At 69.9% G+C, this 25,234-nt stretch carries 22 protein-coding genes; 9 read left to right on the top strand and 13 right to left on the bottom strand.

The window, feature by feature from the left end; all coding sequences use genetic code 11:
• The coding region (locus IE172_RS22455) for a type I polyketide synthase (RefSeq protein ID WP_268253485.1) at window positions 1-1,694 on the bottom strand (1,694 nt) is incomplete at its 3' end.
• Window positions 1,695-1,899: 205 nt separating this feature from the next.
• Window positions 1,900-3,402, bottom strand: a complete 1,503-nt coding sequence (locus tag IE172_RS22450) for an FAD-binding oxidoreductase (protein WP_190099079.1) — start codon at window positions 3,400-3,402, stop codon at window positions 1,900-1,902.
• Between the two features lie 106 nt (window positions 3,403-3,508).
• Between IE172_RS22450 and IE172_RS22445 the strand changes: the two genes are divergently transcribed.
• Both IE172_RS22445 and IE172_RS22440 read left to right on the top strand, forming a co-directional pair.
• Window positions 3,509-3,967: a 4'-phosphopantetheinyl transferase family protein gene (locus tag IE172_RS22445; RefSeq protein ID WP_190099078.1), complete on the top strand. Its 459-nt coding sequence runs from the start codon at window positions 3,509-3,511 to the stop codon at window positions 3,965-3,967.
• Window positions 3,968-3,969: 2 nt separating this feature from the next.
• Complete coding sequence (locus IE172_RS22440; protein ID WP_190099077.1) at window positions 3,970-4,734, top strand: alpha-L-rhamnosidase-related protein; 765 nt, start codon at window positions 3,970-3,972, stop codon at window positions 4,732-4,734.
• On the opposite strand, the gene IE172_RS22435 is transcribed toward IE172_RS22440, so the two are convergent.
• From IE172_RS22435 to IE172_RS22415, 5 genes are all read right to left on the bottom strand, one after another.
• Complete coding sequence (locus IE172_RS22435; RefSeq protein WP_229886273.1) at window positions 4,706-5,422, bottom strand: IS5 family transposase; 717 nt, start codon at window positions 5,420-5,422, stop codon at window positions 4,706-4,708. The genes IE172_RS22440 and IE172_RS22435 overlap by 29 nt on opposite strands.
• 1,123 nt (window positions 5,423-6,545) lie before the next feature.
• Window positions 6,546-7,622 carry an acyl-CoA dehydrogenase family protein gene (locus IE172_RS22430; protein ID WP_229886269.1) on the bottom strand — a complete coding sequence of 359 codons (1,077 nt, stop codon included), beginning with the start codon at window positions 7,620-7,622 and terminating at the stop codon, window positions 6,546-6,548.
• Window positions 7,623-7,763: 141 nt separating this feature from the next.
• Complete coding sequence (locus IE172_RS22425; protein WP_190099076.1) at window positions 7,764-8,621, bottom strand: alpha/beta fold hydrolase; 858 nt, start codon at window positions 8,619-8,621, stop codon at window positions 7,764-7,766.
• Window positions 8,618-9,160: a flavin reductase family protein gene (locus IE172_RS22420; protein ID WP_190099075.1), complete on the bottom strand. Its 543-nt coding sequence runs from the start codon at window positions 9,158-9,160 to the stop codon at window positions 8,618-8,620. The genes IE172_RS22425 and IE172_RS22420 overlap by 4 nt, the downstream gene beginning before the upstream one ends.
• A 46-nt stretch (window positions 9,161-9,206) precedes the next feature.
• Window positions 9,207-10,115 (bottom strand): VOC family protein, encoded by a 909-nt coding sequence (locus IE172_RS22415; protein ID WP_229886267.1) that lies wholly within the window; start codon window positions 10,113-10,115, stop codon window positions 9,207-9,209.
• A gap of 106 nt (window positions 10,116-10,221) precedes the next feature.
• Between IE172_RS22415 and IE172_RS22410 the strand changes: the two genes are divergently transcribed.
• Window positions 10,222-10,881, top strand: a complete 660-nt coding sequence (locus IE172_RS22410) for a TetR/AcrR family transcriptional regulator (RefSeq protein WP_190099074.1) — start codon at window positions 10,222-10,224, stop codon at window positions 10,879-10,881.
• A gap of 167 nt (window positions 10,882-11,048) precedes the next feature.
• On the top strand, window positions 11,049-13,499 hold the full coding sequence (locus IE172_RS22405) for a SpoIIE family protein phosphatase (RefSeq protein ID WP_403378062.1): 2,451 nt from the start codon (window positions 11,049-11,051) through the stop codon (window positions 13,497-13,499).
• A gap of 51 nt (window positions 13,500-13,550) precedes the next feature.
• Here the strand turns inward: IE172_RS22405 and IE172_RS22400 are convergent, their stop codons facing one another.
• From IE172_RS22400 to IE172_RS22385, 5 genes are all read right to left on the bottom strand, one after another.
• Window positions 13,551-15,110 carry an MFS transporter gene (locus IE172_RS22400; RefSeq protein ID WP_190099072.1) on the bottom strand — a complete coding sequence of 520 codons (1,560 nt, stop codon included), beginning with the start codon at window positions 15,108-15,110 and terminating at the stop codon, window positions 13,551-13,553.
• A 12-nt stretch (window positions 15,111-15,122) separates the two neighbouring features.
• Window positions 15,123-16,172: an amidohydrolase family protein gene (locus IE172_RS22395; protein ID WP_190099071.1), complete on the bottom strand. Its 1,050-nt coding sequence runs from the start codon at window positions 16,170-16,172 to the stop codon at window positions 15,123-15,125.
• Between the two features lie 247 nt (window positions 16,173-16,419).
• Entirely contained in the window at window positions 16,420-16,842 is a 423-nt protein-coding gene (locus IE172_RS34650) for a 2-keto-4-pentenoate hydratase (RefSeq protein WP_229886266.1), read from the bottom strand.
• Window positions 16,829-17,200 carry a 2-keto-4-pentenoate hydratase gene (locus IE172_RS34645; protein WP_229886264.1) on the bottom strand — a complete coding sequence of 124 codons (372 nt, stop codon included), beginning with the start codon at window positions 17,198-17,200 and terminating at the stop codon, window positions 16,829-16,831. The genes IE172_RS34650 and IE172_RS34645 overlap by 14 nt, the downstream gene beginning before the upstream one ends.
• Entirely contained in the window at window positions 17,197-17,829 is a 633-nt protein-coding gene (locus IE172_RS22385; protein WP_190099070.1) for a TetR family transcriptional regulator, read from the bottom strand. The genes IE172_RS34645 and IE172_RS22385 overlap by 4 nt, the downstream gene beginning before the upstream one ends.
• 139 nt (window positions 17,830-17,968) lie before the next feature.
• On the opposite strand from IE172_RS22385, the gene IE172_RS22380 reads away from it, so the two are divergent.
• The 5 genes from IE172_RS22380 to IE172_RS22360 all read left to right on the top strand — a co-directional run bounded on the left by IE172_RS22380 (window position 17,969) and on the right by IE172_RS22360 (window position 23,832).
• A complete protein-coding gene (locus tag IE172_RS22380) occupies window positions 17,969-19,570 on the top strand; it encodes a bifunctional 3-(3-hydroxy-phenyl)propionate/3-hydroxycinnamic acid hydroxylase (protein ID WP_190099069.1) in 1,602 nt (533 codons plus the stop codon).
• 8 nt (window positions 19,571-19,578) lie between these two features.
• The gene (locus IE172_RS22375; protein ID WP_190099068.1) at window positions 19,579-20,442 is read left to right on the top strand and encodes an alpha/beta fold hydrolase; all 864 of its coding nucleotides are present in this window, start codon (window positions 19,579-19,581) and stop codon (window positions 20,440-20,442) included.
• On the top strand, window positions 20,439-21,446 hold the full coding sequence (locus IE172_RS22370) for a VOC family protein (RefSeq protein WP_190099067.1): 1,008 nt from the start codon (window positions 20,439-20,441) through the stop codon (window positions 21,444-21,446). Before IE172_RS22375 ends, IE172_RS22370 begins: the two co-directional genes overlap by 4 nt.
• Window positions 21,447-21,901: 455 nt before the next feature.
• Window positions 21,902-22,195 (top strand): DUF485 domain-containing protein, encoded by a 294-nt coding sequence (locus IE172_RS22365; RefSeq protein WP_190099066.1) that lies wholly within the window; start codon window positions 21,902-21,904, stop codon window positions 22,193-22,195.
• On the top strand, window positions 22,192-23,832 hold the full coding sequence (locus IE172_RS22360) for a sodium/solute symporter (RefSeq protein ID WP_190099065.1): 1,641 nt from the start codon (window positions 22,192-22,194) through the stop codon (window positions 23,830-23,832). The genes IE172_RS22365 and IE172_RS22360 overlap by 4 nt, the downstream gene beginning before the upstream one ends.
• A 93-nt stretch (window positions 23,833-23,925) precedes the next feature.
• Here the strand turns inward: IE172_RS22360 and IE172_RS22355 are convergent, their stop codons facing one another.
• Complete coding sequence (locus IE172_RS22355) at window positions 23,926-25,086, bottom strand: amidohydrolase family protein (RefSeq protein ID WP_190099064.1); 1,161 nt, start codon at window positions 25,084-25,086, stop codon at window positions 23,926-23,928.
• Window positions 25,087-25,234 lie beyond the last annotated feature (148 nt).

The following is a 25,234-nucleotide window of genomic DNA, read 5'->3' as shown; positions in this document are numbered from 1 at the left end:
GGGAAGGCCTCGTACAGTTCGCGTCCCATCCCGGCCCGCTGGCTGCCCTGCCCCGAGAACAGGAACGCCAACCGCCCGGCCGCCGGCACCCCGGCCCCCCGGCTCCGTGCAACCCGCGACGCGGGCTCTCCCGCAGCCAGTGCCGCGAGCCCGTTCAGCAGGCTCTCCCGGTCCGAGCCGAGGACGACTGCCCGGTTCTCGTGGGCGTCGCGGGAGGTCACCAGGGACTGCGCCACGGCGTCCACATCCAGTTCGGGCCGGTCCGCGACGAACGACCGCAGCCGCTCGGCCTGCGCCCGCAGGGCGTCCTCCCCGCGGCCGGAGACGAGCCACGGCACCACACCGGCCCGACGCTCAGCCCCGCCGCCGTCACGGGTCGCGGGCTCGGCCGCCGGCACCCCTTGCAGGACCAGGTGGCAATTGGTGCCGCCCATCCCGAAGGAGCTGACGCCCGCGAGCGCCGGCCGGGACTCCGGCTCCGGCCAGTCCGTCAGCGACTGCTGCACGCGCAGGTTGAGTTCGGCCAGCGGGATCCGCGGGTTCGGTGTCTCGCAGTGGAGGCTGGCCGGGATCTGGCGCCTATGGAGGGACAGGGCGGTCTTGAGGAGACCGACCATTCCGGCGGCACCTTCCAGGTGTCCCACGTTCGTCTTGGCCGAGCCGACCGTGAGGGGCAGTCGGCGGCCGGGGGCCGTGCCCAGGACGGCGCCCAAGGCCGAGGCCTCGATGGGGTCGCCGAGGGCGGTGCCCGTGCCGTGCAGCTCCACGTAGTGGACGTCCGCCGGGTCGACGCCCGCCCGGTCGTAGGCCAGGCGCAGCACCTCGCTCTGCGCGGCCGTGCTCGGCACCGTGAGTCCGTCCGTGGCGCCGTCGTTGTTGACCGCGCCGCCGCGGATCACGCAGTAGACCGAGTCGCCGTCGGCCAGGGCCCGGGCGAGGGGCTTGAGGAGGACGGCCCCGCCGCCCTCACCGCGGACGTAGCCGTTGGCGCGGGCGTCGAAGGTGTAGCAGCGGCCGTCCGGCGACAGCCCGCCGAACCGGTCGGCGGCGAGGGCGCTCTCCGGCACGATGTTGAGGTTCACGCCACCCGCCACGGCGAGTTCGCAACCGCCCGAGCGCAGGGCCTCGCAGGCCTGGTGGACGGCGACGAGGCCGGAGGACTGCGCGGTGTCCACGGTGAGACTGGGACCGCGCAGCCCGAGGGTGTACGACACCCGGTTCGCAATGATGGCGCGCTGGATCCCGGTCAGCGAGTGCTGGGTGACGGCGGACAGCCCTTGCCGGTTCAGCAGCACCGCGTAGTCGTTCGCGATCGCACCGACGAAGACACCGGTACGGCTGCCGCGCACCTGCCGCAGGGGGATGCCGGCGTCCTCGAAAGCCTCCCAGGAGAGTTCCAGCATGAGCCGCTGCTGGGGGTCCATCATCGAGGCTTCGCGCGGCGATATGCCGAAGAATGCGGGATCGAATGTGTCCACCCGGTCGAGAAAGGCGCCGTGCCGTGCGGCGGGGGGAAGTTCCTCGGCGTTCCACCGGTCCTGCGGCACTTCCCCGATCGCATGCCGCGCGTCGCGGAGCAGCTCCCAGAACGCGCTCTTGTCGGGGGCCTCGGGGAGTCTGCAGGAGAGCCCCACTATGGCGATTGCGTCGTCCGGTATCCCGACCTCGGTGAAGCCGTCGCGGAATTGAGACATGCGACCGTGATCCCCCAGTAAGTGAAATGCATGAGAAATGCCCCCTGCGGCACACGCAAAGGCCGTTGCCGACTGTAATCAAATGATCGTTGACCCCTACACCCCTATCGATCCCCTAGTGACCGCTGAACTCGCGGGCGGGCAGGGGCGGAAGCCCCGAGGGGTACGGGTCCCCGCGCGGGAACCCGTACCCCTCGGGGCCGTCTCAGGCTGGCGGCGCCTGCACGGAGAGTGCGTGCCGGAACACGTTCTGCGGATCCCAGCGCGCCTTGACCGTCTGGAGGCGCGGGTAGGCGTCCTTGTAGTACAGCTCGGACCACGGCACCCCGGAGGTGTTCCACTCCTCGTTGGCGAGGTCGACGTCCGGATAGTTGACGTACGCGCCGTCGGCGGCGCCACCGGGTACCGGTACGCCGGCAGTGTCCGCATACACGTCCCGGTACAGCTCGCGGATCCACCGTACGTGGACCGGGTCCTGCGCGGGGTCCTCCCAGGTCGTGACGTACACGATCTTGAGGATGGAGTCGCGCTGCGCCACCGCGGTCCGGTCCGCCGGGACGGCGTTGACCTTGCCGCCGTAGGCGATGAGCGCGACGACCCCGGCCGGGTTGTCGTAGTCGGTGCTGGTCAGGCGCGTGTACAGGGTGCCGATCTGCCGGTCGTCGAAGCTCCGGCGCGCATACGCCGCCTTGATCTTGGCCCGTCCGGTCATGTCGCCGTCCCCGGCGATCCCGGGCCAGCGCGTCGAGTGCAGCCACGGCAGCCGTCGCGTGTCGCTGTGCGGCTGCACGCCCACACCCTCGGAGACCGCCGCGAGATACGTCTCCAGCCGCTTCTCCGCGTCCGGGCCGGTCGCGTCGAGCTGCGTGGTCATCGCGAGGGCACCGGACTGGCTGCGGGTGAGGGCCAGCACGCTGTAGAGGTCGCACCAGGGGGAGTCGGGGCCGCTGTTCTGCTCGAACCACCTGCCGTGGTTCCGTACGAGCCGCGCGAAGGCCGCCTCGTTCAGCCCCTCCCACGGCCACACCGTCGTGTTGAGAAGCACCTCGGCCGGCGGCCGCGGCAGCAGCCGGCCGGACTCCGGCGGTACGTCGCCCTGGGCGGTCCGCAGCCAGTACCTGACGACCACGCCGAAGTTCCCGCCGCCACCCCCGGTGTGCGCCCACCACAGATCATGGTTCGGATCGTCCGGCTCGCGCGTCGCGATCACGGTCCGCGCGTCGCCCGACGCGTCGACCACGACGACCTCGACCGCGTGCAGATAGTCGACGATCGAGCCGTGCATCCGGGACAGCGGGCCGTAGCCCCCACCGAGGATGTGTCCGCCCGCCCCCACTTCGGGGCACGCCCCGCCGGGCAGCGTCACGCCCCACACCCGGAACAGCGTCTTGTAGACCGCGCCCAGAGTGGCACCGGCCTCGACGACGAACGCGCCGCGCTCCTCATCGAATCCGACCGCCGACAGCCGCGACATGTCCATCACCACGCGGACGTCTGAATTGGCTACGAAGTCCTCGTAACAGTGCCCTCCACTGCGCACGGCCACCCGCTTGCCCGACCGCACGGCACGCGAAAGAACCTGCTCGATCTCAGCGGCGGATCCCACCAGATGTATCTCGTCCGGCTCACCGACGAACCGGAGGTTCTCGCCCCGGCGTAAGTCCTCGTACCTGATATCGCCGGGGGCCACGAAATCGATGTGCTTCATGCGGTTCTCCTGCCTTCGACACGGAAGTGAAGCTGTACTGTTGCCATCGGATCCTAATTCACTTGCCACACAAAGGTTTTGGAGCACTCCGAAAGGGAGGGATGGGATGGTCGCGGACCTGATCGTCGGTCTGGTGCCGACGGGGGTGCGTACAGCGGAGGTGTTCGGTGACGTGGCGGACGTCTCACTGTTCCCGGAGGCAGAGACTGCGATCGCAAGTGCGTTGGACGCGCGGAGGCGGGAGTTCGCCACGGGACGCCACTGCGCCCGTGCGGCGCTGTCAGCGCTGGGCCGAGCGGCCGTTCCCCTGCCGCCGGACGAGCACGGTGTGCCGTCGTGGCCTGACGGAGTGGTGGGATCCCTGACCCACTGCGATGGCTATCGCGGTGCCGCGGTGGCCAGCCGTGAGGATGTCATGTCGCTCGGAATCGATGCCGAGCCACACTACCCGCTTCCACAAGGGGTGTTGGAGGCAGTGACGATCGCCCCGGAGCGTCCCGCGCTGGCTGTGCTGGCGGACTCGTACTGGCCAACTCGCCGCGTCCGGACGGCGTCCTGCCGCTGAGCGTGGCCGGTGACTTTGAGCAGTTCGGCGGGTTCACCATCCCCGACTGGTCCCTGCACTGGGTCCACGGCGTGCACAACCTCTACCGCTACACCGGCGACCGCACCCGCCTCGCCCCGTGTCTGCCGACCGTGGAGCGGATGCTGCGCTGGTACGAGCCCCACCTCGACGAGCACGGGACGCTGAGCGACCTGCCGGAGTGGAATCTGGTGGACTGGTCGAGCGTCTTCACCACCGGCCGCACCTCCATAGTGTCCGCGCTGTGGGCCTGTGGCCTCGCCGAGTACGCGGACCTGTGCGACTGGGTCGGCAACGCCGGGTCGGCGGCCTGGGCCCGGGAACGGCACGCGGGTGTGGCGGCCTCGTTCGAGAATTTCTGGGATCCGCGCCGGGGCTTGTACGTCGACGGAGAGCGCCGGCTGGCCGCCTCGCAGGCCGCGAACGCCGCCGCGATCGTCGCGGGCCTCGCGCCGCGCGAGCGGTGGCGGGCGATCGCGGCGGCGATGATCGACCGCTCTGCCGTCGTCACCTGCTCCTGGATCGGCGGCGACGGCGGCTACGACATCCAGAAGGAGGAGGACCAGCGGCGCGGCATCCAGCGCATTGACTGGGACGTCGACCACGAGATCGTACGTGCCCAGCCCTTCTTCAGCTACGTCGTGCACGACGCCGTGGCCCGCGCGGGCCAGAAACGCCTGGTGGAGCGGGGGTGGGCGCTCCAGACGCGGCCGGGGGCGTTCACTCCGCTCGGGGCACCGGCCGGCTGAAGGCGCCGGGGCGGCGCCCGGCCAGACGGCTGCTCATGAGCATGGTCATGGACCACAGCACCATGGCCTCGTGCATGGCGGGCAGGGTCTCGTAGTCGCGCACCAGGCGACGCGAGCGCATCAGCCAGCTCAGGGTGCGTTCCACGACCCACCTGCGCGGCAGCACCACGAACCCCGCGGTGTCGTCGGTGCGTTTGACGATCTCAAGAGTGAGCCGGCACTTCTCGGCCGCCCAGTCGACGAGCCGGCCCGCATAGCCGCCGTCCGCCCAGACCAGACGGATGGAGAAGTACATGGTGCGCAGCCGCTCCAGCAAGGGCATTGCGGCGTCGCGGTCCTGCACGCTCGCCGCGGTCACCGCGACAGCCAGGACCAGACCGAGGCAGTCCACCACCAGGTGCCGCTTGCGTCCGCCCACTTTCTTCCCGCCGTCCCACCCGGACGTCGAGCGCGGAATGTTCGCCGCTGCCCGCAGTGACTGCGAGTTCACGATGGCGGTCGTCGGGTCCGGCGAACGGCCTCCCTTCTGACGCACCTTGTCACGCAGCCGGTCGTGGAGCTCGGCAAGCAGACCTGTCACCTGCCAGCAGCGGGCGAACGCGTGCACCCGCCGGTACGGCGGGAAGTCACAGGGCAGGTTGACCCACTTCACGCCGTTGTCGACGACGTAGCGGACCGCGTCAAGCATCACGCGGTGGCAATAGCCCTCCGCCCGCCCCGCCCCTGCAGCCATGCGGGGACCGGCAGCAGAGGCCGGATGACCTGCCACTCTGCCTCCGTCAGATCGGAGCCGTAACACCGCCCGCGGTCCGGCCCGTCCGCCGCGTTGCCGAACCTGTGCGCGAGACAGTCACACGCCGGAGACGGTGCGTTGGACTCCAGGGACGCGAGCACGAAAGACTGCGGCAACAGGGCCTCCTGGGACTGCTCGGACGGGATCACACCCCCGAACTACCAAGAGGCCCTGCCTTCATGCGCCGCTCCTGCCGCGATCACCCGATCAGGACCCCTGTTCGACCAGACAAGTCCGTTGAGCGGTAAGCGGATGGCGTCTCAGGTAAGTCAGCACCCACTCAGCATCAGTCCCAAACGGTTCCTCGCGCGTGCGCCTGGTCGGTGGCTTCGCGACACCTGGCTGGCGCAGAAATGCGCAGGCGGGAGACCTGGTCACAACAACGCACGATTTTCCTAGAGGTCTTCGAGTCGAAGACATGCCGATGTACAGTGAAGGACGCCCCTGACCTGCAGAAAGCTGGCAGGGAGCCGTCTTCCAGGAGTCCAACGTGCTGCGCACCATGTTCAAGTCCAAGATCTAGCATCTGGGCGTTTGCGCAGGTCAGAGGCGTAGTGGGGCCGATCGGGTCAGCAAATGGTCAGCATCGGGTGCGAGGGCGTCCTGGCTTGCTACACCGGCGCCTCGCTCGGCTACCAACTCGCTACGACGCTCGGTGCGGGACTGGCGCCGTTGATCGCGACCAGCCTGCAGACGGCCGCCGGAGGGGGCCGTAACACGGGTACCGTCTCACTGTTCATCGCGGTGGTGTGTCTGGTCAGCGCGGTGGCGATCGCCCTCACGCGTGAGACCCACCGAGCGGAGATCGGTACACCAGGAGTCACTTCGGGGCCTGCCCGGACGCCGGCCGACACCGTCCCGTCCGGTGTCCTGGCGCTGCCGTCGGCCGGTGCGGCCTGCGGTGTCCGTGCAGTCCGGGCGACGACAATGACCCCGGCCAGGGGTGGGACCGGGGTCGTGTCAGGACTCCTGCCGCTACCGGTGCGGTAGGTCGCGGCAGGAGTGTTCGGGGGAGGGGTCAGACCAGGACGCGAAGGCCCGCCTGCAGCCCGAACTGGTCGCGGGACCAGCCTTCGTAGATGCTGTCGGCGACGTTGCACAGGTGGTTCATCGCGGCGTGGACGTCGCGCCAGTGGCGCTGGAGGGGCTGGTCGAGGCGGAGGGAGCCTCCGCCGGCGCGGCGGAAGAGTTCGTCGACGGCGTCGGTTGCGCGGCGGGAGGCGCGGACCTGGTTGCGGCGGGCCTCGGCCCGGGCCTCGATGCTGATGGTCCGGCCTGCGAGGACGTCCTCGTACATCCGGTCCATGGTGGCCAGCAGGTGGGTACGGCTGGCGTCCAGGTCGGCTGCGGCCTCACCCAGACCGGTGAGCTGGTGCGGGTCCTCGGCGGCGCGGCTGCCGACGATGGTGATGCGCTGACGGGTGTAGGCCAGGAATGCGGCGAGTGCGCCCTCGGCGATGCCGAGGGTGGCGGCGCTGATCGCGCTGGAGAACATGACGCCGAACGGCATCGCGTACAGCGGGTTCCCGGGCCGGTTGCGCTCGGCGAGGATGCCTTCGCCGACCTCATGGGCGTCCAGGGTGCGGTGGTCCGGGACGAAGGCGTCCTTGACGACGATGTCCTTGCTGCCGGTGCCGGCGAGGCCGACGACTTTCCAGCTGTCCTGCAGGATGTCGTAGTCCGCGCGGGGCAGGACGAAGTGCCGCATGTCCGGGGGCGGGGTGATGTTGCCGGCGTCGTCGGTGACGATGCCGCCCAGGACGGCCCAGTCGCAGTGGTCGCTGCCGGAGCCGAAGGGCCAGCGTCCGGAGAAGAGGAAGCCGCCGTCCACCTTCCGGGCCCGGCCGTTGGGGGCGTACGGCGAGGAGATCCAGGTGTCCGCCTTCTCACCGTTCTCTCCCCAGAGCTCCCGCTGGAGCCTCGGGTCGGAGAAGGCCAGCTCCCAGGGGTGGATGCCGACCACGCCGCCCACCCAGCCGGCGGCCGGATTGCGGGCGGCCAGTGCCATCACCGTTCGGTAGAACTCACCGGGTGTTGCCTCGTAGCCGCCGAACTCGCGTGGCTGCAGCAGCCGTACGACACCGGCGGAGCGCATCAGCGCGGCTGTCTCGTCCGTCAGCCGGCCGGCGTCGTCGTCCTGGACGGCCTGCTGCTCGAACTGCGCGGCGAGTTCCTCGACGCGTCGTTCACCTCATGCATGGAGTGAAGTCCTTGTTCCTGGAGTTGTCGGTGGAGATCAGTGGTGGGCGACGAACTCGGCGACCAGCCGGTTGAACTCGGCGGCGTGCTCCAGTTGGGCCCAGTGACCGCAGCGGTTGAAGAGCACCAGGCGGGAGTCGCGGATCGTGGAGACCAGGCGCAGGGAGTTCTCGAAGTGCACCACCCGGTCGTCGCGGCCGTGGACGATCAGGCTGGGCGCGGTGATCCGGGAGATCTCCGCGTCGGTGGCCGAGCTGCCGACCTGCCTGGTCCGCTGAAGGTGCTCCAGGAAGTTCTTCAGGTGGTCGGGCCGTGACCGGGCGGCAGCGGCCCGGGCGCAAGCGAGTGCCTCGCGGTCCGGGCCGGTGCGGAAGGTCATGACATCGACCAGCTCGGCCATGGTGGCCTCGGACGGGTCGGCATAACCGCGGATGAGGATCTTGAGTCCCTCACTGGGACCGTCACCGGGGCCGAACAGGCCGGGGCCGCCCCGGCCGGCCGGAGCGCCCATGGTGACGATGTGTGAGACACGGTCGGGGTAATGGGCGGCCAGGCGCAGTGCGGTCATGCCGCCCATGGAGTTGCCGACGAAGGCGGCCTTCTCGATGCCGAGGGCGTCCAGGAGCTGAACCGCCGCGGTGGCGTGGTCGCGTTCCCCGCCGGTGACGGTGTCGGACTTGCCCCAGCCGGGCATGTCGACGGCGATCACCCGGTACTGCTCGGCAAGGGTCGGGATATTGGGGGAGAAGTTGCTCCAGCCGGTGGCGCCGGGGCCGCTGCCGTGAAGGAAGACGACGGGATGGCCCTCGCCTGCTTCGTTGTAGTGCAGGGTCCAGTCCTCGGTGGTGACGGTCCGGCTGGTGCTCTCTTCGGTGAGGGCGGCGGTGGTTGTCACAGCCAGGCTCCTTCCAGGGGTGTGGGGGCGAGGGCGGCGGCCGCGGTGGTGGCGGTTCCGTACCGGCCGCGGTGGAAGACGAGGGGACGCTGGGCGTGCTCGCCGTCGTGCAGGGAGAGGGCGATGACGCGCCCGACGGCGAGCTGGTGGTCGCCGACCGGATGGTCGTCGACGAGTTCGCAGTCGGCCCAGGCGATCGCGTCGGTCAGTACGGGGGAGCCGGTAGGTCCGGGCACCCAGTCGACGGCGCCGAAGCGGTCGACGCCGCGGGTGGCGAAGACCCGGCAGGCGTCCTGGTGGTCCTCGCCGAGGATGTTGGCGCAGAAGGCGCCCGCGGTGCGGATTCGCACCCAGGTCGAGGAGTTGTGGTCGGGGAAGAAGCCCACCAGTGGCGGACTCAGCGAGATGGACGTGAAGGTGCCGACGGCCATGCCGACCGGACCGTCTCCCGTCATGGCCGTGACGACCGCGACTCCGGTGGGGTAGTGCCCGAGCACACTGCGGAAGGCTGCCGGGTCGTGATGATCGACGAGTGTCACCGCGGGTCCTTTCCAGGTGGCTCCTGTGTCGCGCGCGGCACGGGGCTCACGCCTGCTCGATCCGGGTGATGAGGGCGGGCGGCAGTGCCTTGGACGCCTCGGGCTGGTGGTGCCCCCAGATGCTGAACCGGTCGAAGGTCCGCGACTCCCAGGTGAGGTCGTCCACCGCGATTCCGCCCCAGCCGTACTCGATCTGGAAGGCGGCCGGTGTGTGGAGGTAGAAGGAGGTCATCAGGTCGTTCACGTGGCGGCCCAGGGTCAGGGCGAGCGGCACGTCGTTGCGCTCGCACAGGTCGAGGGCGGTGCCGACGTCGTCGATGGAGTCGACCTCCAGCATCAGGTGCTGCAAGCCGGTCACCCCGGGCACTTCGCCGATGGCGAGCGTGTGGTGGCGCCCGTTGACGTGGTAGAAGCGGATCTGCAGCTTGCCGTCGATGACGATCCGGTCGGACAGCTTGAAGCCGAGCACACCGCTGAAGAAGGCGTCGGCCCGGGCCAGGTCCGGCACGAGCAGCACGACGTGCCCCATGCCCTGCTCCCCGGTCTTGAAGCCGCTGAGGGGACGGCCGGGTCGGAAGGTGGCGGGACGGTGGTCGCGGCCCCAGGACAGCTCGTGCCGCAGACCGAACGGGTCGGTGAACCACAGCAGGTTCTCCACCGCACGCTCGCCGGCCAGCTCCGGTGTGCCGTCCGTGACCTCCACCCCGTGATCGGCCAGCCGCTTCGCCATCGCCCGGGCCGTCCGCTCATCGGGAACGTTCCATCCGATGTAGGCGACGTCGTCCTTCTCGCCGGGGTGCAGGGCGAGGCGCCAGGCGGCGTCGTCCATGCGCAGCAGGACGGTGCCGTCCTCACGCCGAGGGGCGAGTTCCAGGCCCAGGATGTCGGGTCCGAAGGTGGCCCACTGCTCATGGGAGGGGGTGGTGATGCCCAGGTAGGCGAGGGACTGGATCACGGTGACCTGCCGATCGGGGAGCTTGAGGACGAACGCTTAATCTAGATTGCACGTTCTAGGAAGTGCTCGAAACGGTAGCTCCGCAGGCGTGTGGTAGCAAGGGGTCATGGCAAAGAAGGCCGGCGTGCAGCACCGGCAGAGCGAAGAGACCCGGCGTCGCATCCTGGAAGCGACCCTCGAACTGGCGGCGGAGCGCGGCTACGAAGGCACCACGATCGCGCTGGTCACCAAGCGGTCCGGGCTGCCGTCGGGTTCCGTCTACTGGCACTTCGACAACAAGGACAGCCTCTTCGCGGCGCTCATCGAGCAGAGCTTCGAGGAATGGGCCCGGCAGACCGGCTGGGCCAGTGATGCGGGCCCCTCCTCGCATCGGCGGCTCATCGACTTCATGCGTGACCGTCTGACCGCCGACGACTTCAGTCATGGGTTCTGGCGGCTGGGGCTGCTGTTGTCACTGGAGCGGCGCATGGCCGACTCGGCGGCGCGACAGCGTTTCCTGGAGATTCGACGCCGCATGCTGGACGTGCTGGTCCGCTGGTGGACGAACGTCCTCCCCGGCGAGGTGACCGCCAGGGACGAGGGCCTGGCCCGCCGCCTCGCACAGTTCGCGCTGGCCGCCTCCGACGGAGTCTTCATCGCCGCGGCGGCAGGCGACGACTGGGACTTCCAGGGGCTGTCGGACATGCTGGCGGACGCTCTGAACCACCAGGTCGCGCGGGCCGTCCGCGAAACACGGGAGGTCGCCGGAGCGCAGACGACGCCGTGACGACCGCTGCTGTCGTGACGGCAGGCCGGCACCGGATGCGGTGTGAGAGGAATCCGGAGGCATGCTCGGAGACCTCGCCCCATAGGGCAAGATGTACCGAATGCCCGCTTTCCTTATGATGGCCGGGGGGCGAGGCCAGGGATGGGCTGATGCCGATGAGCGGACCCGTGGATGCCCAGAGGGCCGGCGCGGAAGAGGAAGGTCCGCCGCCGGAGCCCTTTCCCGCCACTGCCTGGGTGGACCGGGTGGGCACCGTCCAGCTGTGGAGTGCAGAGGCGGAAGCCCTCCTCGGATACCCGGCGAAGGAAGTCTGCGGCACACCGGCGGTGGAGCTGCTGACCACGCGTGGGGACCGCGAAGCGGCGCTGGCCGGGCGCGACCGGCCTGAGGGTGGCCAGAGCTGGGACGGCGTTCTCGCCTTGCGTCACCGTGACGGGCACGAGGTGAGGGTCGCGCTGCGCGTGCGCCCGCTCATGGACCGGGAGGGCCGAGCGGGATGGTCGGTCTCCGCAGGGGACGCTCGGCGGATCGAGCGGGAGGACATCGACCGGGCGATGATGCGGGCCCTGTTCGAGCAGTATCCCGCCCCCATCGCCGTCATGGACGGCGAGTTGCGGTACCGGCTGCTGAACGGAGCGGCGGAGCAAGTCCTCACCCGTCCCGGAAACCAGCTCATCGGCCGGCACGCCGGCGCGGACACCTCCCACGTCGACTCAGGAACGGTCGACCGGATCCTGCGGCAGGTGCGGGAAACCGGTGAGTCCGTCCTCAGCCTTCCGGTGCGCGGGAGCCCTCCGACCGGTCCGGACCGCGACCGGATGTGGTCGCTGTCCACGTTCCGGCTGACCGACCCGACCGACCGTCTCCTCGGCATGTGCCAGACGTACGACGACATCACGGACGGGTACCGGGCCGAGCGGCGCCTGGAACTGCTGACCAAGGCCGGAGCGGGCATCGGTGCCACGCTGGACGTGGCACGCACCGCGCAGGAGCTGGCGGACGTCCTCGTGCCGGCCCTCGGTGACGTGGCCTGGGTGGCCCTGTCCGAGGCCGTGCTGGAGGGGGACGAGCCGCCGAAGATGCCCGGCCCGGGGCGGTGGAATCTGCGCCGGATCGGCGTGGCCCCGCCGGGGGAGGGCTGGCCGACCGGTCTCCCGGCCGTGGGCGCGGTTCCGCCCGCGCTGCCGAACCACCCGCTTCTCCAGAGAATCGGGCGGGGTGAGACCGTCCTTCTGCCCGACCTGGACAGCGTGATCGCCGCAGCTGAGGGGCACTCCGAGCTGGCTCATCTGTTCGTCCCCGAACATGGCCACTCGGCGATCGCGGCACCGTTGTTCGCCCGTGGCCTCGTCCTCGGCACCGTGGTCGTCTGGCGCACCCGCCACCCCGTCCCCTTCGGCCAGGAGGACGCCGACCTGCTGACGGAGATAGCGTCACGGGCCGCACTCGGCGTGGACAATGCCCGCCGTTACACGCGCGAGCACCGGGCGGCCGTCGCCCTGCAGCAGCGCCTGCTCCCCGCGGCCACCACCGACACTCCCGCGGCGGAGACCGTGGGGTGCTACGTGCCCGCGGGAGGCGGAGCGGAGATCGGCGGCGACTGGTACGACGTCATAGCCCTCCCGTCCTTCCGCGTCGCCCTTGTCGCGGGTGACGTCACGGGACATGGTCTGCCCGCCACCGCCACCATGGGCCGGCTGCGCACGGCCGTCGACACTCTGGCCGACCTGGAACTGGACCCGGACGAACTCCTCACCCACCTCGACGACCTCGTCCAGCAGCTCCAGGACGAGGCCCCCCACCAAGGGGACACCGTCGGCGCCAGCTGCCTGTACGCCGTCTACGACCCCGTCACCCGCCAGTGCACCCTGGCCAGTGCCGGACACCCACCGCCCGTCGTGGTCCGGCCCGACGGCACCGTCAAAGCCGTCGAGATGTCTCCTGGACCGTTGCTCGGTGTGGGCGGGATGCCGTTCGAGACGACCACGTTCGACCTCGAGCCCGGCAGCATCATCACGGTGTACACCAAGGGCGTCATCTACCGCGACGACCACGATCCCGACGCCGGTCTGCGGCGGCTGACCGACCGTCTCGCGCGGTTCGCCGGCCCCGGCCGTGGTCTGGACGGTGTGGGACACGAGCTTCTCCGGAGCCTGGGCGATGCTCCGGCCCGCGACGACATGGCCCTGCTCCTGGCGCGCACGCGTGCCATCGCTCCGGCGAACACCGCGACCTGGGAATTCCCCGCAGACCCGTCCGCCGTCGCCGCCGCCCGCCAGGCGGCGGCGAGGCAACTGGCCGCGTGGGGACTGGAGGAGGTGTCCTTCACCACCGAGCTGGTCGTCAGCGAACTCGTCACCAACGCCGTCCGGTACGCGGGCGGTCCCATCGGCCTGCGCCTCATCTGGGAGAAAGTGCTCGTCTGCGAGGTCAACGACCCCAGCAACACCCAGCCACGGCTGCGCCGGGCCCGATGGTCAGACGAAGGGGGCCGAGGTCTGTTCCTCATCGCCCAGCTCACCACCCGCTGGGGCAGCCGCTACGCCCGGAGCGGAAAAACGATCTGGACCGAACAGCCCCTCGCTGCTGATCTCGGCGTGCTCGACTTGCTGCCGTGATCGTGGCCGGAGTTCGCCGGCACCTCAGTCGCTTCCGGGCAAGCGCGGAACTCAGTCGGATGCCGGTGGTGTCTTCGGTGCGCGGAACAGGCAGCCGATCGCGGCGGCGAGAACGACGATGCCGACGGCGATGAGCGAGGCTGACAGGCCGTCCATGAAGGCGGACTTGACGCCGTCTGCCAGGGCCTCGCCCCGGGCGCCGAGCTGATCGGCGACGTGCAGGCCCGCCGCGGCGGAGTCGCGTGCGGCTTCGGCGGCTTCGACGGGGAGCTGGTCGAGGGCGTCGGGCAGGTTGGAGCGGTAGTGGCTGCCGTAGATCGATCCCATGAGGGCGATGCCGACGGCCGAGCCGACCTCGCGTGTGGTGTCGTTCATCGCGGAGGCGACTCCCTGCTGGCCGCGGCCGAGTGAGCCGGTGATGGCAGAGGTGCCCACAGCTCCGGACAGGCCGATGCCGAAGCCCGCAAGGATGAGTCCGCCGAGGAAGGGCAGGTAACCAGAGCCGACGTCGACCCGGGAGATGACGAAGAGGCCAACGCTCAGCAGGAGCAGGCCGACGGTCATGGTGGCCTTCATCCCGACCCGTCGCACCAGGTGAGGGGTGGCCTGGGAGGTAGGCAGGACGACGACGGCGACGGGAACGAGGGCTGCGGCGGCCTTGAGCGGGCTGTAGCCGAGGATGAGCTGCAGGTACTGCAGGCCGACGAAAAAGAACCCGAAGACGGCCATGAATTGCACGAGGACGGTGATCGCGCCGGCTCGGAAGCCGCGGATACCGAAGAGAGCGGGGTCGAGCAGGGGGTGCTCGTTGCGCAGGCCCAGCCAGGCGTACGCGGTGAAGGCCAGCACCGTGACCACTAGGGCGGCGATCACAATGGGTTCCGTCCAGCCCTGCTCGTTGCCTTCGATGATGGCGAAGACGAGGGCGCCGATACCGACGGCCGTGGAGACGGCTCCGGACACGTCGGGCGGGGAGGGGTGTTCGTCCTTGGTGTTGGGCGACAGGAGGAGGGCAGCGACGGCGGCCACGAGGGCGACTGCAGCGCTGGTGATGAAGATCGATCGCCACGAATACCACTCCAGCAGGGCCCCTGCGGCAAGCATGCCGATGATGGCTCCGGCGGCGGCGAATCCGGACCAGGTGGCCACGCCCTTAGCGCGCTGCTCGGAAGGGAAGGCAGCGGTGATTGTGGACAGGGTGCCTGGCATGATCATCGCGGCCCCCAGGCCCATGACGACTCGCCAGACGATGAGTGTGTTGGTGGAGTCGGCGAAAGATGCGGCCAGGGAGGCGATGCCGAAGACGACGGTGCCCGCGATGAGGACGTTGCGGCGCCCGATTCGGTCGCCGATGGCACCGAGGGGCAGGACGAGAGCGGCCAGGGCAACGGTGTAGCCGTCGGCGATCCAGGTCAGTGCGCTGTTGGTCGCCGACAGGTCGATGGCGAGGTCGGGCAGAGCGAGGTTGAGAGCGGAGACGGAGGCGACCACAAGGACCAGGGACAGGCACATGGCAAAGAGCACGCCGTTGTGGCCGGCCCGGCCGGCCGCGACGGCGTCCTGCCGGTCTTCGGTCTGATCGTCGGACTTGCGGTGGGGGTTGGTGGACATGAGGAACCTGTCTCAGTCGGTGTCGGGCTGGAGGAGCTTGAAGACCAGGCGCGCGGCGGTGCGCTGCGCCGCCTGGCGCAGGCGCACGGGGGCCGGTAGGGCTGGGGGCGCCGTCGGGGAAGTGGCGGCCAGACGGGGAAAGAGCGCTTCGGCGTTGGTGCGGTTGACGGCCTTGAGCGTGCCCGGGTCGACGTTGCCGTCGAGACCGCTCGCGAAGTACTGCCCGGCGGGAGTGGGGGCAAAGGGCCAGTCGCTGCCGAAGAGAACGTGTCCGGGGCGGGCGAAGGCGAGCAGGGTGGGCAGGGCAGCAGGGCTGGAGGACAGGGCGGTGTCGAAGTAGAAGGAGCGGAAGTCGTCCAGTACGTCGAGCGGGCTGCGCGCGGTGTCGTTGGCGATGGTGAGGGCCATGCGGTGTGATGAGTAGGGAACGAAGCCGCCGGCGTGGCTGAGTATGAATCGGACGTGCGGGTAGCGGCGCGGGATGCCGTTGCGGACCAGGAGGTAGGCGGCGCGGGTGGTGTCCAGCAGGAAGTCGGCTGCGAAGGCGGGAATGCCGTCGACCGGGGGAGCGGGCAATTGCGCCGGGTGTACGAAGACCACCGCGCCACGGTCGTTCAGCGTCTGCCACAGCGCGTGCTGGCCGTCCGCGCCGAGGTAGGTACCCCGGTTGTTGGCGAGCAGGGTGACGCCATCGGCTCGCAGGTCGTCCAGTGCGCGCACGGCCTCGGCGGCTGAGGCATCGGCGTCAGGCATGGGCAGCGTGGCGAAGAAGCCGAAGCGGCCGGCATGGTCGGAGGCCAGCGTCGCGGAGTGGTCGTTGAGGCGTCGGGCCAGGTCTGTGGCCTCGGCGGGTTCGGTGAGGAAGCCGGTGCCCGGCGTGGAAACAGAGACGATTGACGTGGTGGTGCCGAGCAGGTCCATCACTCGCAGGGCGGACTCGGGGCTCCAGTCGGGCAGGGCCCGGCCGCTGGCGTCGGCGATGCCGGCCTTGGCGAGCTCGTCGCGGTAGAAGTCGGGCACCACGTGCTGGTGGACGTCGATGCGTTGTGCCGAAGGGGACATGAAGCGGCCTTTCATGCGGTCTACGGGGTGCGGCGGGGAAGTCGTGTCCTTCCGGCCGTCGACCGTGCACTGCCGACCCACCCGACGAGGCTATGGGTATCGGTGCCTGGGGTTGCGAAGAAGTCCGGCGTGGCGGTGGCGGAGGGCCGTTGAGAGAGCGGAAGAGAGGATCGGGGCGGACCGGGTAGGTAAGGGAGTTGCGAGTGTGGCTTTTGATGTCTCGGGTGGGGCGGAGGGCGGGCTGTCGTCAGATGAAAGACACCGACACTGAGCTGAGGGCTCCGAAATGCGCCTCCACCTTCTGACCCGTGCCGATGAAGGGAACGGTGGTCATGGCGCCGGGCAGGATCACGTGTCCGGTGTCCAGTTCTATGCCGAAGGCGGCGAGGGCGTTGGCCAGCCAGGCGACCGCGGTGGCAGGGTGCCCCAGGACCTCCTTGCCGCTGCCGGTCGCCACATGACTTCCGTCGATGAGCAGGTCCACGCTGACCGCCGCGAGGTCGGGTGCGTACTCCACGGGGGTCCAGGAGTCGCACACCAGTCCCGCGGAGCTGGCATTGTCCGCGACGGTGTCGACCAGTGTGATCCGCCAGTCGCGGATGCGGCTGTCCACGATCTCCAGTGCGGGCGCGACCGCCCCGGTGGCGGCCAGTACGTCAGCGGTGGTCACGCCGGGGCCGGGCGAGGCAGAAGCAGGTCTCGGGTTCGACGCGTGGGGCGCAGTAGCGTGCGGCGCGTACTGTCCCGCCGTCGCGGTGGACCATGTCGTCCAGCAGATGCCCGAAGTCCGGCTCGTGCACTTCAAGGAGCTGCCGCATCGGGGCTGAGGTGAGACCGACCTTATGGCCGATCACCGTCGCTCCGGCGGCCAGGCGGCGGGCGATGTTGTCCTGCTGGACGGCGTAGGCGTCGGCGAGATCGAGATCGGGCCACGTCGTGGAGAGCGGTTCGACCGGTGCGGTGCGGCGTTCGACCTCACATAGCAGCTGGGCGGCTTCCATGCGTCGCCGGGCAGCCGCCGGCGTCATGCCTTGCTCCTCGCAGCCATGCGTGTAGCCGCCTCGTAGACCAGCTGGGCGTGCAATTCGAACATCGCCACCAGGTCGACAGCGTCACCGTTGATCTCCCGCTGGACGAACAGCCCGTCGGCGCCCGCGACGGCGTAGGTCGTCAGGGCGTGCATGGACTCCTCGTCGAGGCCCGGGACGAGCGCCTGGGCCATTTCGGCGATCTTCGCGCGCGCGATGTCGCGGACCTGGAGGAACACCGTGCGGCCGCGCGGTTCGGCGGGACGCCGCTCCAGCGCGAGCATCAGCCCCAGACGGAGGAAGTCGGGGGCGTCGACCAGTGACTTTGCCACGTTCCCCGCCATGGCGGTGACCCGCTCCAGCGGAGTGCCCGTCTCCTCGCCCGGGAGTTCGACCGCGGCCAGCCAGGTGTCGAAGCTGCGCTCGATGACCGCGGCGATCAAGTCGTCCTTGTCCTTGAAATGCCAGTAGATCGAGCTGGCGGGCAGTCCGCACGCGGCACTCACGGCCGCGATCGACGTGCCTTCGTACCCCCGCTCGCCCGCGATCTGCACGGCGGCGTCGAGGATGCGCTGCCGCGACTCCACTCCGTTCGCGCGCTTCTTGCGGGTCGTCTGCGGCTTCGCCATGGCAGGTGCCCCTCCTGTTGGTGCGCTTCGCGCCGGCCACTTGACCGTCTCCGGCGACAAGCCTACCGTAGCACTCGTTACAATTGGAGTGAACGATACAGTAAGGGCCGTGCGGCATGATCGACAGTGAGGTGGCCTGATGAGCGAGACCGGGGCCGGGACGAAAACCGAAGACAGCGCCTACGACGTGGCGGTGATCGGTTACGGGCCCACGGGCGTGACCGCGGCGAATCTGCTGGGGGCGATGGGACTGCGCGTCGTCGTCCTGGAACGGGACGCCGCGATCTTCACGCGTGCCCGGGCCATCTCCACCGACGAGGAGGTCGTCCGTATCTGGCAGCGGATCGGCCTGGCCGAGCGCCTCAAGCGGGACATGCTGACCGAGCGGGATGTGGACTTCGTCGACGCCAATGGCCGTACGTTCCTCAGCGCGCACCCCACCCCGCGCGGGCACGGCCACCCGCCGCAGATGTTCATCTACCAGCCGGCGCTGGAGCAGGTCCTGCGCGACGGTGTCGACCGCTATCCGAACGTGAAGATCCTTTTGCGTCACGAGTGCCTGCGCCTGCGCCAGGACACCGACGGGGTGGAACTGACGGTCGTCGGAACGGCCGACGACTCCGTCCACCGGCTGCGCGCCTCCTACGTGATCGCGGCCGACGGCGGATCCAGCCTCACCCGTGCCCAGCTGAACATCGGCTATGAGGGCAAGACGTACGAGGACCGCTGGGTGGTGATCGACACGAAGATGCTCAAGCCCTGGCCGGACCACGACAAGTTGCGCTTCCACTGCGACCCGGCCCGTCCGGCCGTGGACTGCCCGACCCCGCTCGGCCATCACCGGTGGGAGTTCCCGATCCTGCCCGGCGACGACGAGAAGCAGCTGACGACCGAGGAGGCCGTGTACCAGCTGGTGGCCCGGTACGGCATCTCCCGCGACAGCGTCGAGGTGCTGCGCGCCACCGTCTACAGCCACCATGTGCGCTTCGCCACCCGCTTCCGTATGGGCCGGGTCTTCCTCGCCGGTGACGCCGCCCACGCCATGCCGCCGTGGATCGGCCAGGGCATGGCGGCCGGGGTGCGTGATGTAGCCAACCTCTGCTGGAAACTCGACGCCGTGCTGCGCGGCGAACTGCCCGAGGCGGTCCTCGACAGCTATGAGACCGAGCGCAAGCCGCACGTCAGGGAGGTCACGAAGCGGGCGGTCTTCGTCGGCCGGATCATCACCGAGCGCCGCCTGCCGGTCGCGCGGGTCCGCAACGGCGCCCTGCGCGCCCTGGACCGCATACCGGGCTTCGGCGACTGGATGCAGGACTCGAACTGGATCCCCGTGGCCCGCTACGAAGCCGGCCTGCAGGCCCGCCCCCGCACCAGGGCGACCGGGCACCAGATCCCGCAGCCCTGGGTGACCGGGCCCGACGGCGAACGCGTACGGCTGGACGACGTGCTCGGCGGTCGCTGGCTGCTGCTGCATCGAGGGCTGCCCACCGCGCAGCCCGCGTGGGAGCGCCTCGGTGTCGAGTCGCTGGCCGTTCTGCCGGTGGGCTCGCGCCCGGCCGAGGGCGCGGTCGTCGACAGCGACGGCGTCCTGCTGCCCTGGCTGGCCGGGCACCGCGTGGCCACCCTTGCCCTGCGCCCCGACGCCTACGTCTACGCCGCCGCCCCCGCCGGTGCCCAACTCCCGCCGCCCCCCGCCGGATTCGCCCCCGCGTCGCGGCCGGCCACGACCACTGCCCAGTGAGGACCACCATGACCACGCCCGCCGAAGTCCCCGCGATGCACGAGCGCCTGCTCGACGTCGACGGCAAGAAGATCTTCGTCGCCGAGACGGGGCAGGGAGCGCCCGTCCTGCTGCTGCACGGCGGCGGCCCCGGCGCTTCCGGCGCCTCCAACTACAGCCGCAACATCGCGGAGCTGGCCAAGGAGTTCCGGGTCATCGTGCCCGACCTGCCCGGCTACGGCCGCAGCAGCAAGGGCATCGACCTCACCGACCCCTTCGGCGCCCTGGCCGCCGGCATCCGCGGCGTGCTCGACCAACTCGGTCTGGAGAAGGCCCACTTCGTGGGCAACTCCTACGGCGGCGCCTGCGCCCTGCGCCTCGCGCTGGACACCCCCCAGCGGGTCGACCGCATGGTGCTCATGGGCCCCGGCGGCATCGGCACCACCCGCGCGCTGCCCACGCCGGGCCTGAACAGCCTCCTGAACTACTACACGGGGGACGGGCCCTCGCGGCGGAAGCTGGAGAGGTTCATCCGCGACTACCTGGTCTTCAACGCCGCCCAAGTGCCCGACTCGATCATCGACGCGCGCTACCAGGACAGCATCGACCCCGAGGTCGTCGCCGCCCCGCCGCTCAGGCGCCCGAAGTCGCTGCGCGCGCTGTGGAAGATGGACTTCACCCGCGACAAGCGCCTGAACCGCCTGGCCGTGCCCACCCTGGTGCTGTGGGGTGCCGCGGACAAGGTCAACCGGCCCTCGGGTGGCCGGATGCTGGCCGAGCGCATGCCCAACTGCGACCTGTACGAGGTCGCCAATACCGGCCACTGGGTGCAGTGGGAGCGCGCCGACCTGTTCAACCAGCTCTGCGCCGACTTCCTGGCGGGCCGCCGATGAACACCACATCCTCGGTCTTCGGCTCCGTCCACCTCGGCTACATCGTCATCGAGTCCAACCGCTTCGCCGACTGGCGCCGGTTCGGCACCGACGCCATCGGCATGCACCACGACGACATCTCCCGCGACGTGATGCGCTTCCGCCTCGATGACCACGAGTGCCGCTTCCTGATCCGGCGCGGCCCCGCCGAGGACGTGGTGGCGATCGGCTGGCACATCGACGACCACGCCTCCTTCGAGTGGATCGAGGCCCGTATCCGGGCCCATGGCGTCCCTGTCGTGCGGGGCTCCGACGAGGAGGCCGCCCTGCGCGGCGTGGAACGCCTGCTGCGTTTCCCCGGCCCCAAGGGCATCGTGCAGGAGATCTACACCACCCCGGTCATCTCACCCGAGCCGCTGCGGATGCTCGCCTCCGGCTGGGTCACCGGCGACTCGGGCATGGGACATGTCGCGATCACCTCCGCCAAGCCCACCCTGATGCGCGGCTACTACAACACGGTCTTCGACGCCCGCCTGACCGACTACATCGACGAGACGATCAGCGGCGTCAAGCTCAAGATCCGCTTCCTGCGCGTCAACGAACGTCACCACTCCATCGCGATCGCCGCCGTCCGCGGCCTGCCGATCGACCCGATCCGCACCCGCGTCCAGCACCTCAACATCCAGGCCGACAGCCTGGACGACCTGGCCCAGAGCTACGAGCGCGTGCACGAACTCGGCTTCGACATGGCCCTGTCGGTGGGCCAGCACACCAACGACAAGGAACTCTCCTACTACGCCCGCACCCCCTCGGGCTTCGAGTGGGAGGTCGGCTGGAACCCCCTCGTCATCGACGAGAGCACCTGGGAGCCCTCCACCCACCAGGGCATCAGCATCTGGGGCCACAAGCCCGTCGGCCAGACGATCGTCGACAAGCTCGACCAGTTCCGGCTCGGCGCCCGCTCCCTCGTCCGGCCGGAGCGGACCGTCCCCGCCCTCAGCGGCGCAGGCATCCCCGACGACTGACCCAGGACGGTCACTCCGCCGCCCGGCGGGGTGACCGTACTCGCTCGATCCACGGCAGCGCGGCGGAACACCGCCGCCCGCCCTCTCGCCCGGTCGCACATCCCTCACACTGGGGCTTCAACGGGCACCTGGCCTCACGGCCCGATCACGGGTGAACTCTTGCGGACTCGGCAATCCCGGACGCCTGCGGTTCCGCGTGCCCACCCGTCGCCGTCCCGCACCGCTCGGTCCGTCCGGCACACCGCTCGTCGTGCTTCCTGTCATGGGACGCCAGGAACCGTGATGCCGGGGCCCAGTGAGTGACCACCTACCTCGCGAGAGGACCCCGACTCATGTCCGTCCCGCCTTCCAGGCCCGGCAATGGGCCCCCGTCAGACGACCGACTCCGAGAACCTGTCGCGAGCGCCACGCAACAACTGCTTCGCACGCTTGCCGGTGCGCGTCGGCAGTTCCTGGTGATCAACGGCGCCGCCTTCCTGCTCACCGCATTGCTCCCCGGCACGGTAGGCGAGCTGTTCGCCACCCGTCCGGCGAACAGGATGCCTCTGGGCGTCGTGCTCGGCGCTCTGCAGCTGACCGTTCTGCTGCTGACCTCATGGTGGTACGACCGCACGCTCCGCCGCCACGCCGACCCACTCGTCGACCTGATGCGACGGCATGCCGAACTCGTGCACCCGTCACTGCCTCAGCCGGGCTCGGCAGCAGCCATGTCCCGATGGCCGTACTCATCGCAGGGGAGACAGAGATGACCGAGCTGTCGCTTGCCGCAGGTTTCACGTCGGTCCCGGGCGGTTCCGACGACCGGGCGATGGTGCTGGCCGCCTTCATGGCGTTCGTCGTTCTGTCCCTGCTGCTCTGCGTTCTGGCCGGTCCCGAGGGCGACACCACGGCCGACTTCTACACCGGCAACCGGTCACTGACGCCGGTGCAGAACGCGCTGGCGCTCACCGGGGACTACATATCGGCCGCCACACTCCTGGGCGTATCCGGCCTGGTGGCCGTGGCCGGATACGACGGCATCTCCCTGGCGGTCAGCAGCTGCCTGGCCGTCGGTGTGTTCCTGCTCCTCGCCGGTCCGCTGCGCAATGCCGGCCGCTACACCCTGGGCGACATCCTCGCGCTGCGTTCGCCGGGTTCGTCGTCCCGTATCGCCGCCGCCACGGCCACCTTGGCCGTCTGCCTGCCCTTTCTCGTCCTTCAACTGGCCGGAGCCGGCAGCGCCACCGCACTCCTGCTCGGACTGACCAGTCTGGGGGCCGAACAGGCGTGCACCGCCTTCGTCGGAGTGCTGATGATCTGCTACACGGTGCTCGGTGGCATGAGAGGGACGAGCCTTGTCCAGATCGTCAAGGTGGCCGTGGTGTTCACCACCATGCTGCTCCTCGCCCTTCTGGTCCTGCGGCACCACGACTTCGACCCGGGCGCCCTGCTGACCGCGGCCGAGCAGGGGAGCGGACTTCACGACCGGTACTTCGAACCCGGTCACGCCGTAGGGGACGGCGCGGTCGGCCGTCTCGACTTCCTGAGCCTGCAACTGTCCGTCGTCCTGGGCGGCGCGTGCATGCCGCACGTCCTGATGAGGATCAACTCGGCCGCCGACGGCGCCACCGCCCGCCGGGCGACCCGCTACGCCATCGCCGTCATGGCCGTCTTCTTCCTCTGCGTCGTCATCGCAGGACTCGGTGCCGCCGGTGTCGTGGGAGGCCGGAAGATCCGTGCCGTCGACAGCAGCGGCCAGATGGCCCTGCTCCTCCTGGCCGGGGAGCTGGGGGGCGGCACCTCGGGACTTCCGGGCAGCGTGCTGTACACCGCTGTCGCGTGCTCGGTCTTCGTCACCGTACTGGCGGTGGTCGCCGGCATCGCACTGAGCGCAGCGGCCGCCCTGGCGCACGACCTGCACGCGCACGCGGCACGCAGGGGACGTATGTCCGAGCGTCGGGAAGTACGATCGGCCAGATGGGCCGTAGGAGCCGTGGGCGGGCTCGGCATCCTCCTGGCGGCAATGGCCCAGGGACGGAACCTTCAGTCCCTGACCTATCTGGCACTCACTCTCGCCGCCTCCACGGTCCTGCCCGCCTGTCTGTACGGACTGTTCTGGAGCCGGTACAACCGGACCGGGCTGTTGTGGACCGTCTATGGCGGTGTTCTCTGCACCACCGCCCTGTACGTCTGCTCCCTCTCCTTCTCGGGCGCACCCGCCTCGCTGCTGCCGGGACACGACTTCCACCTCATCGGACTGCAGTCGACCGCCGTGGTGGCCATTCCCGCGGGTTTCCTGCTCGGGTGGGTGGGCAGCGCCGCCGGACGGCGTGCACGGCCCATGGAAGGGGCCGGCACGGACCTCCGATGGCGTGAACGGGTTCTCGTCGGAGCGCGAGAGGAATGACGCCTGCCGTGGCCCGGCATCTCGGCCGGGCCACGGCACACGCTGCGGACTCACTCACAGCAACAGAAGAGGCTCACCGCCGTTGGACCCGGCTCAGGCCGGCTTGGCTCTGATCCTGGCGGCCAGTGCGGGGAACTGGGCCAGCGCGTTGGACCGCTCGACGGCCAGTCGCTCGGCAGGCGAGAAGGTCTCGTCGAGCTGTGGTGCGGGGTCTCCGGCCGCGGGGAACAGGGCGCTGGTGAACGGCCAGTCGGTGGCGAAGAGAATGTGCTCGGTTCCGGCCAGTTCGCGCACGGATTTCATCGCCTGGGGCGCCGGGGACAGAGCGGTGTCGTAGAAGAGCTTGCGGAAATGCGGGCTGCTGTCGTCCTGGCCGGCGGCCCTCACCTGCTGTGCGATCGCCGGGGTCAGGGTCAGCAGGCTGGTGCGGTAGGAGATGTACGGCAGGGTGCCGCCGGCGTGCGCGGCCAGCCACCGGATGCGTGGGTACCGCTGGTAGACGCCCTTGTAGAGCATGTTGACCAGTGCGCGGGTGGTGTCGAACGTGAACTCGTACAGGAACGGCGGCAACCCGAGATCCGGATAGCCCTGCGGGGTCGCGGGGTGGATGAACACCATGGCGCCCAGGTCGTCGAGTGCCTTCATCAGCGGTGCGAACACGGGATCGCCCAGGTACTTTCCGCCGTAGCTGCTGAAGATTCCCACGCCGTCCATCCTCAGGTCCCGCACGGCCCGTCTGGCCTCGGTGACGGCGTGGGAGACGTCCTGCTCGTCGACGGTGCCGCCCAGGGGCAGGACGGCGAACCCGCCGAAGCGTCCCTTCAGGTGTGCGGACGCGGTGTGGACCAGATCCCGGCTCGTGTAGGTGTTCAGACGCTGTGCCATCGCCACCCGGTCCTTCACGGAGGACAGGTAGGTGACGCCCGGCTCGGAGACGGAGACCACCTGGGTCTGGATGCCGTAGCGGTTCATGAAGCCGACCGCGAGGGCCGGGCTCCACGCGGGGACCGGCACGCCTCCGATCTCGGTGATGCCGTGCGCGGCCAGGGACCGGCGGTAGAAGTCCGGGATCAGATGGCAGTGCACGTCGATGCGGTCCCTGCCGCGCCGTGCCGGAGCGTCCGAGGGGGCGCTGCCGGTCGCGCTCGCCGGCCCGGTGCCGAGGGCTGTCGCGGTGGCTCCCAGCGGCAACGCCGCCTTGAGCAGCCCGCGCCGCCTCACGCCGCGTGAGTCGGTTTGTCCAGTAGCAGCCATGAAAACACCTCACCGAAGGAGCGAAAGGGGGAAGGTACGTCCGCTGGGGGGCCACGCGGACACCGGGCAGCCACAGGTGGCCGGCGCGGCGACAGCCGCACCGGCACCGATCGTTCTTGTAGTGTTCACTACAGTGGCTGGAATGACC

This window comes from Streptomyces griseoflavus (assembly GCF_014649995.1).
In the GTDB taxonomy this organism is placed as follows: domain Bacteria; phylum Actinomycetota; class Actinomycetes; order Streptomycetales; family Streptomycetaceae; genus Streptomyces; species Streptomyces griseoflavus.
Note: the sequence above shows the minus strand (reverse complement) of the source record. Positions and strands in the feature narration are given on the sequence as shown.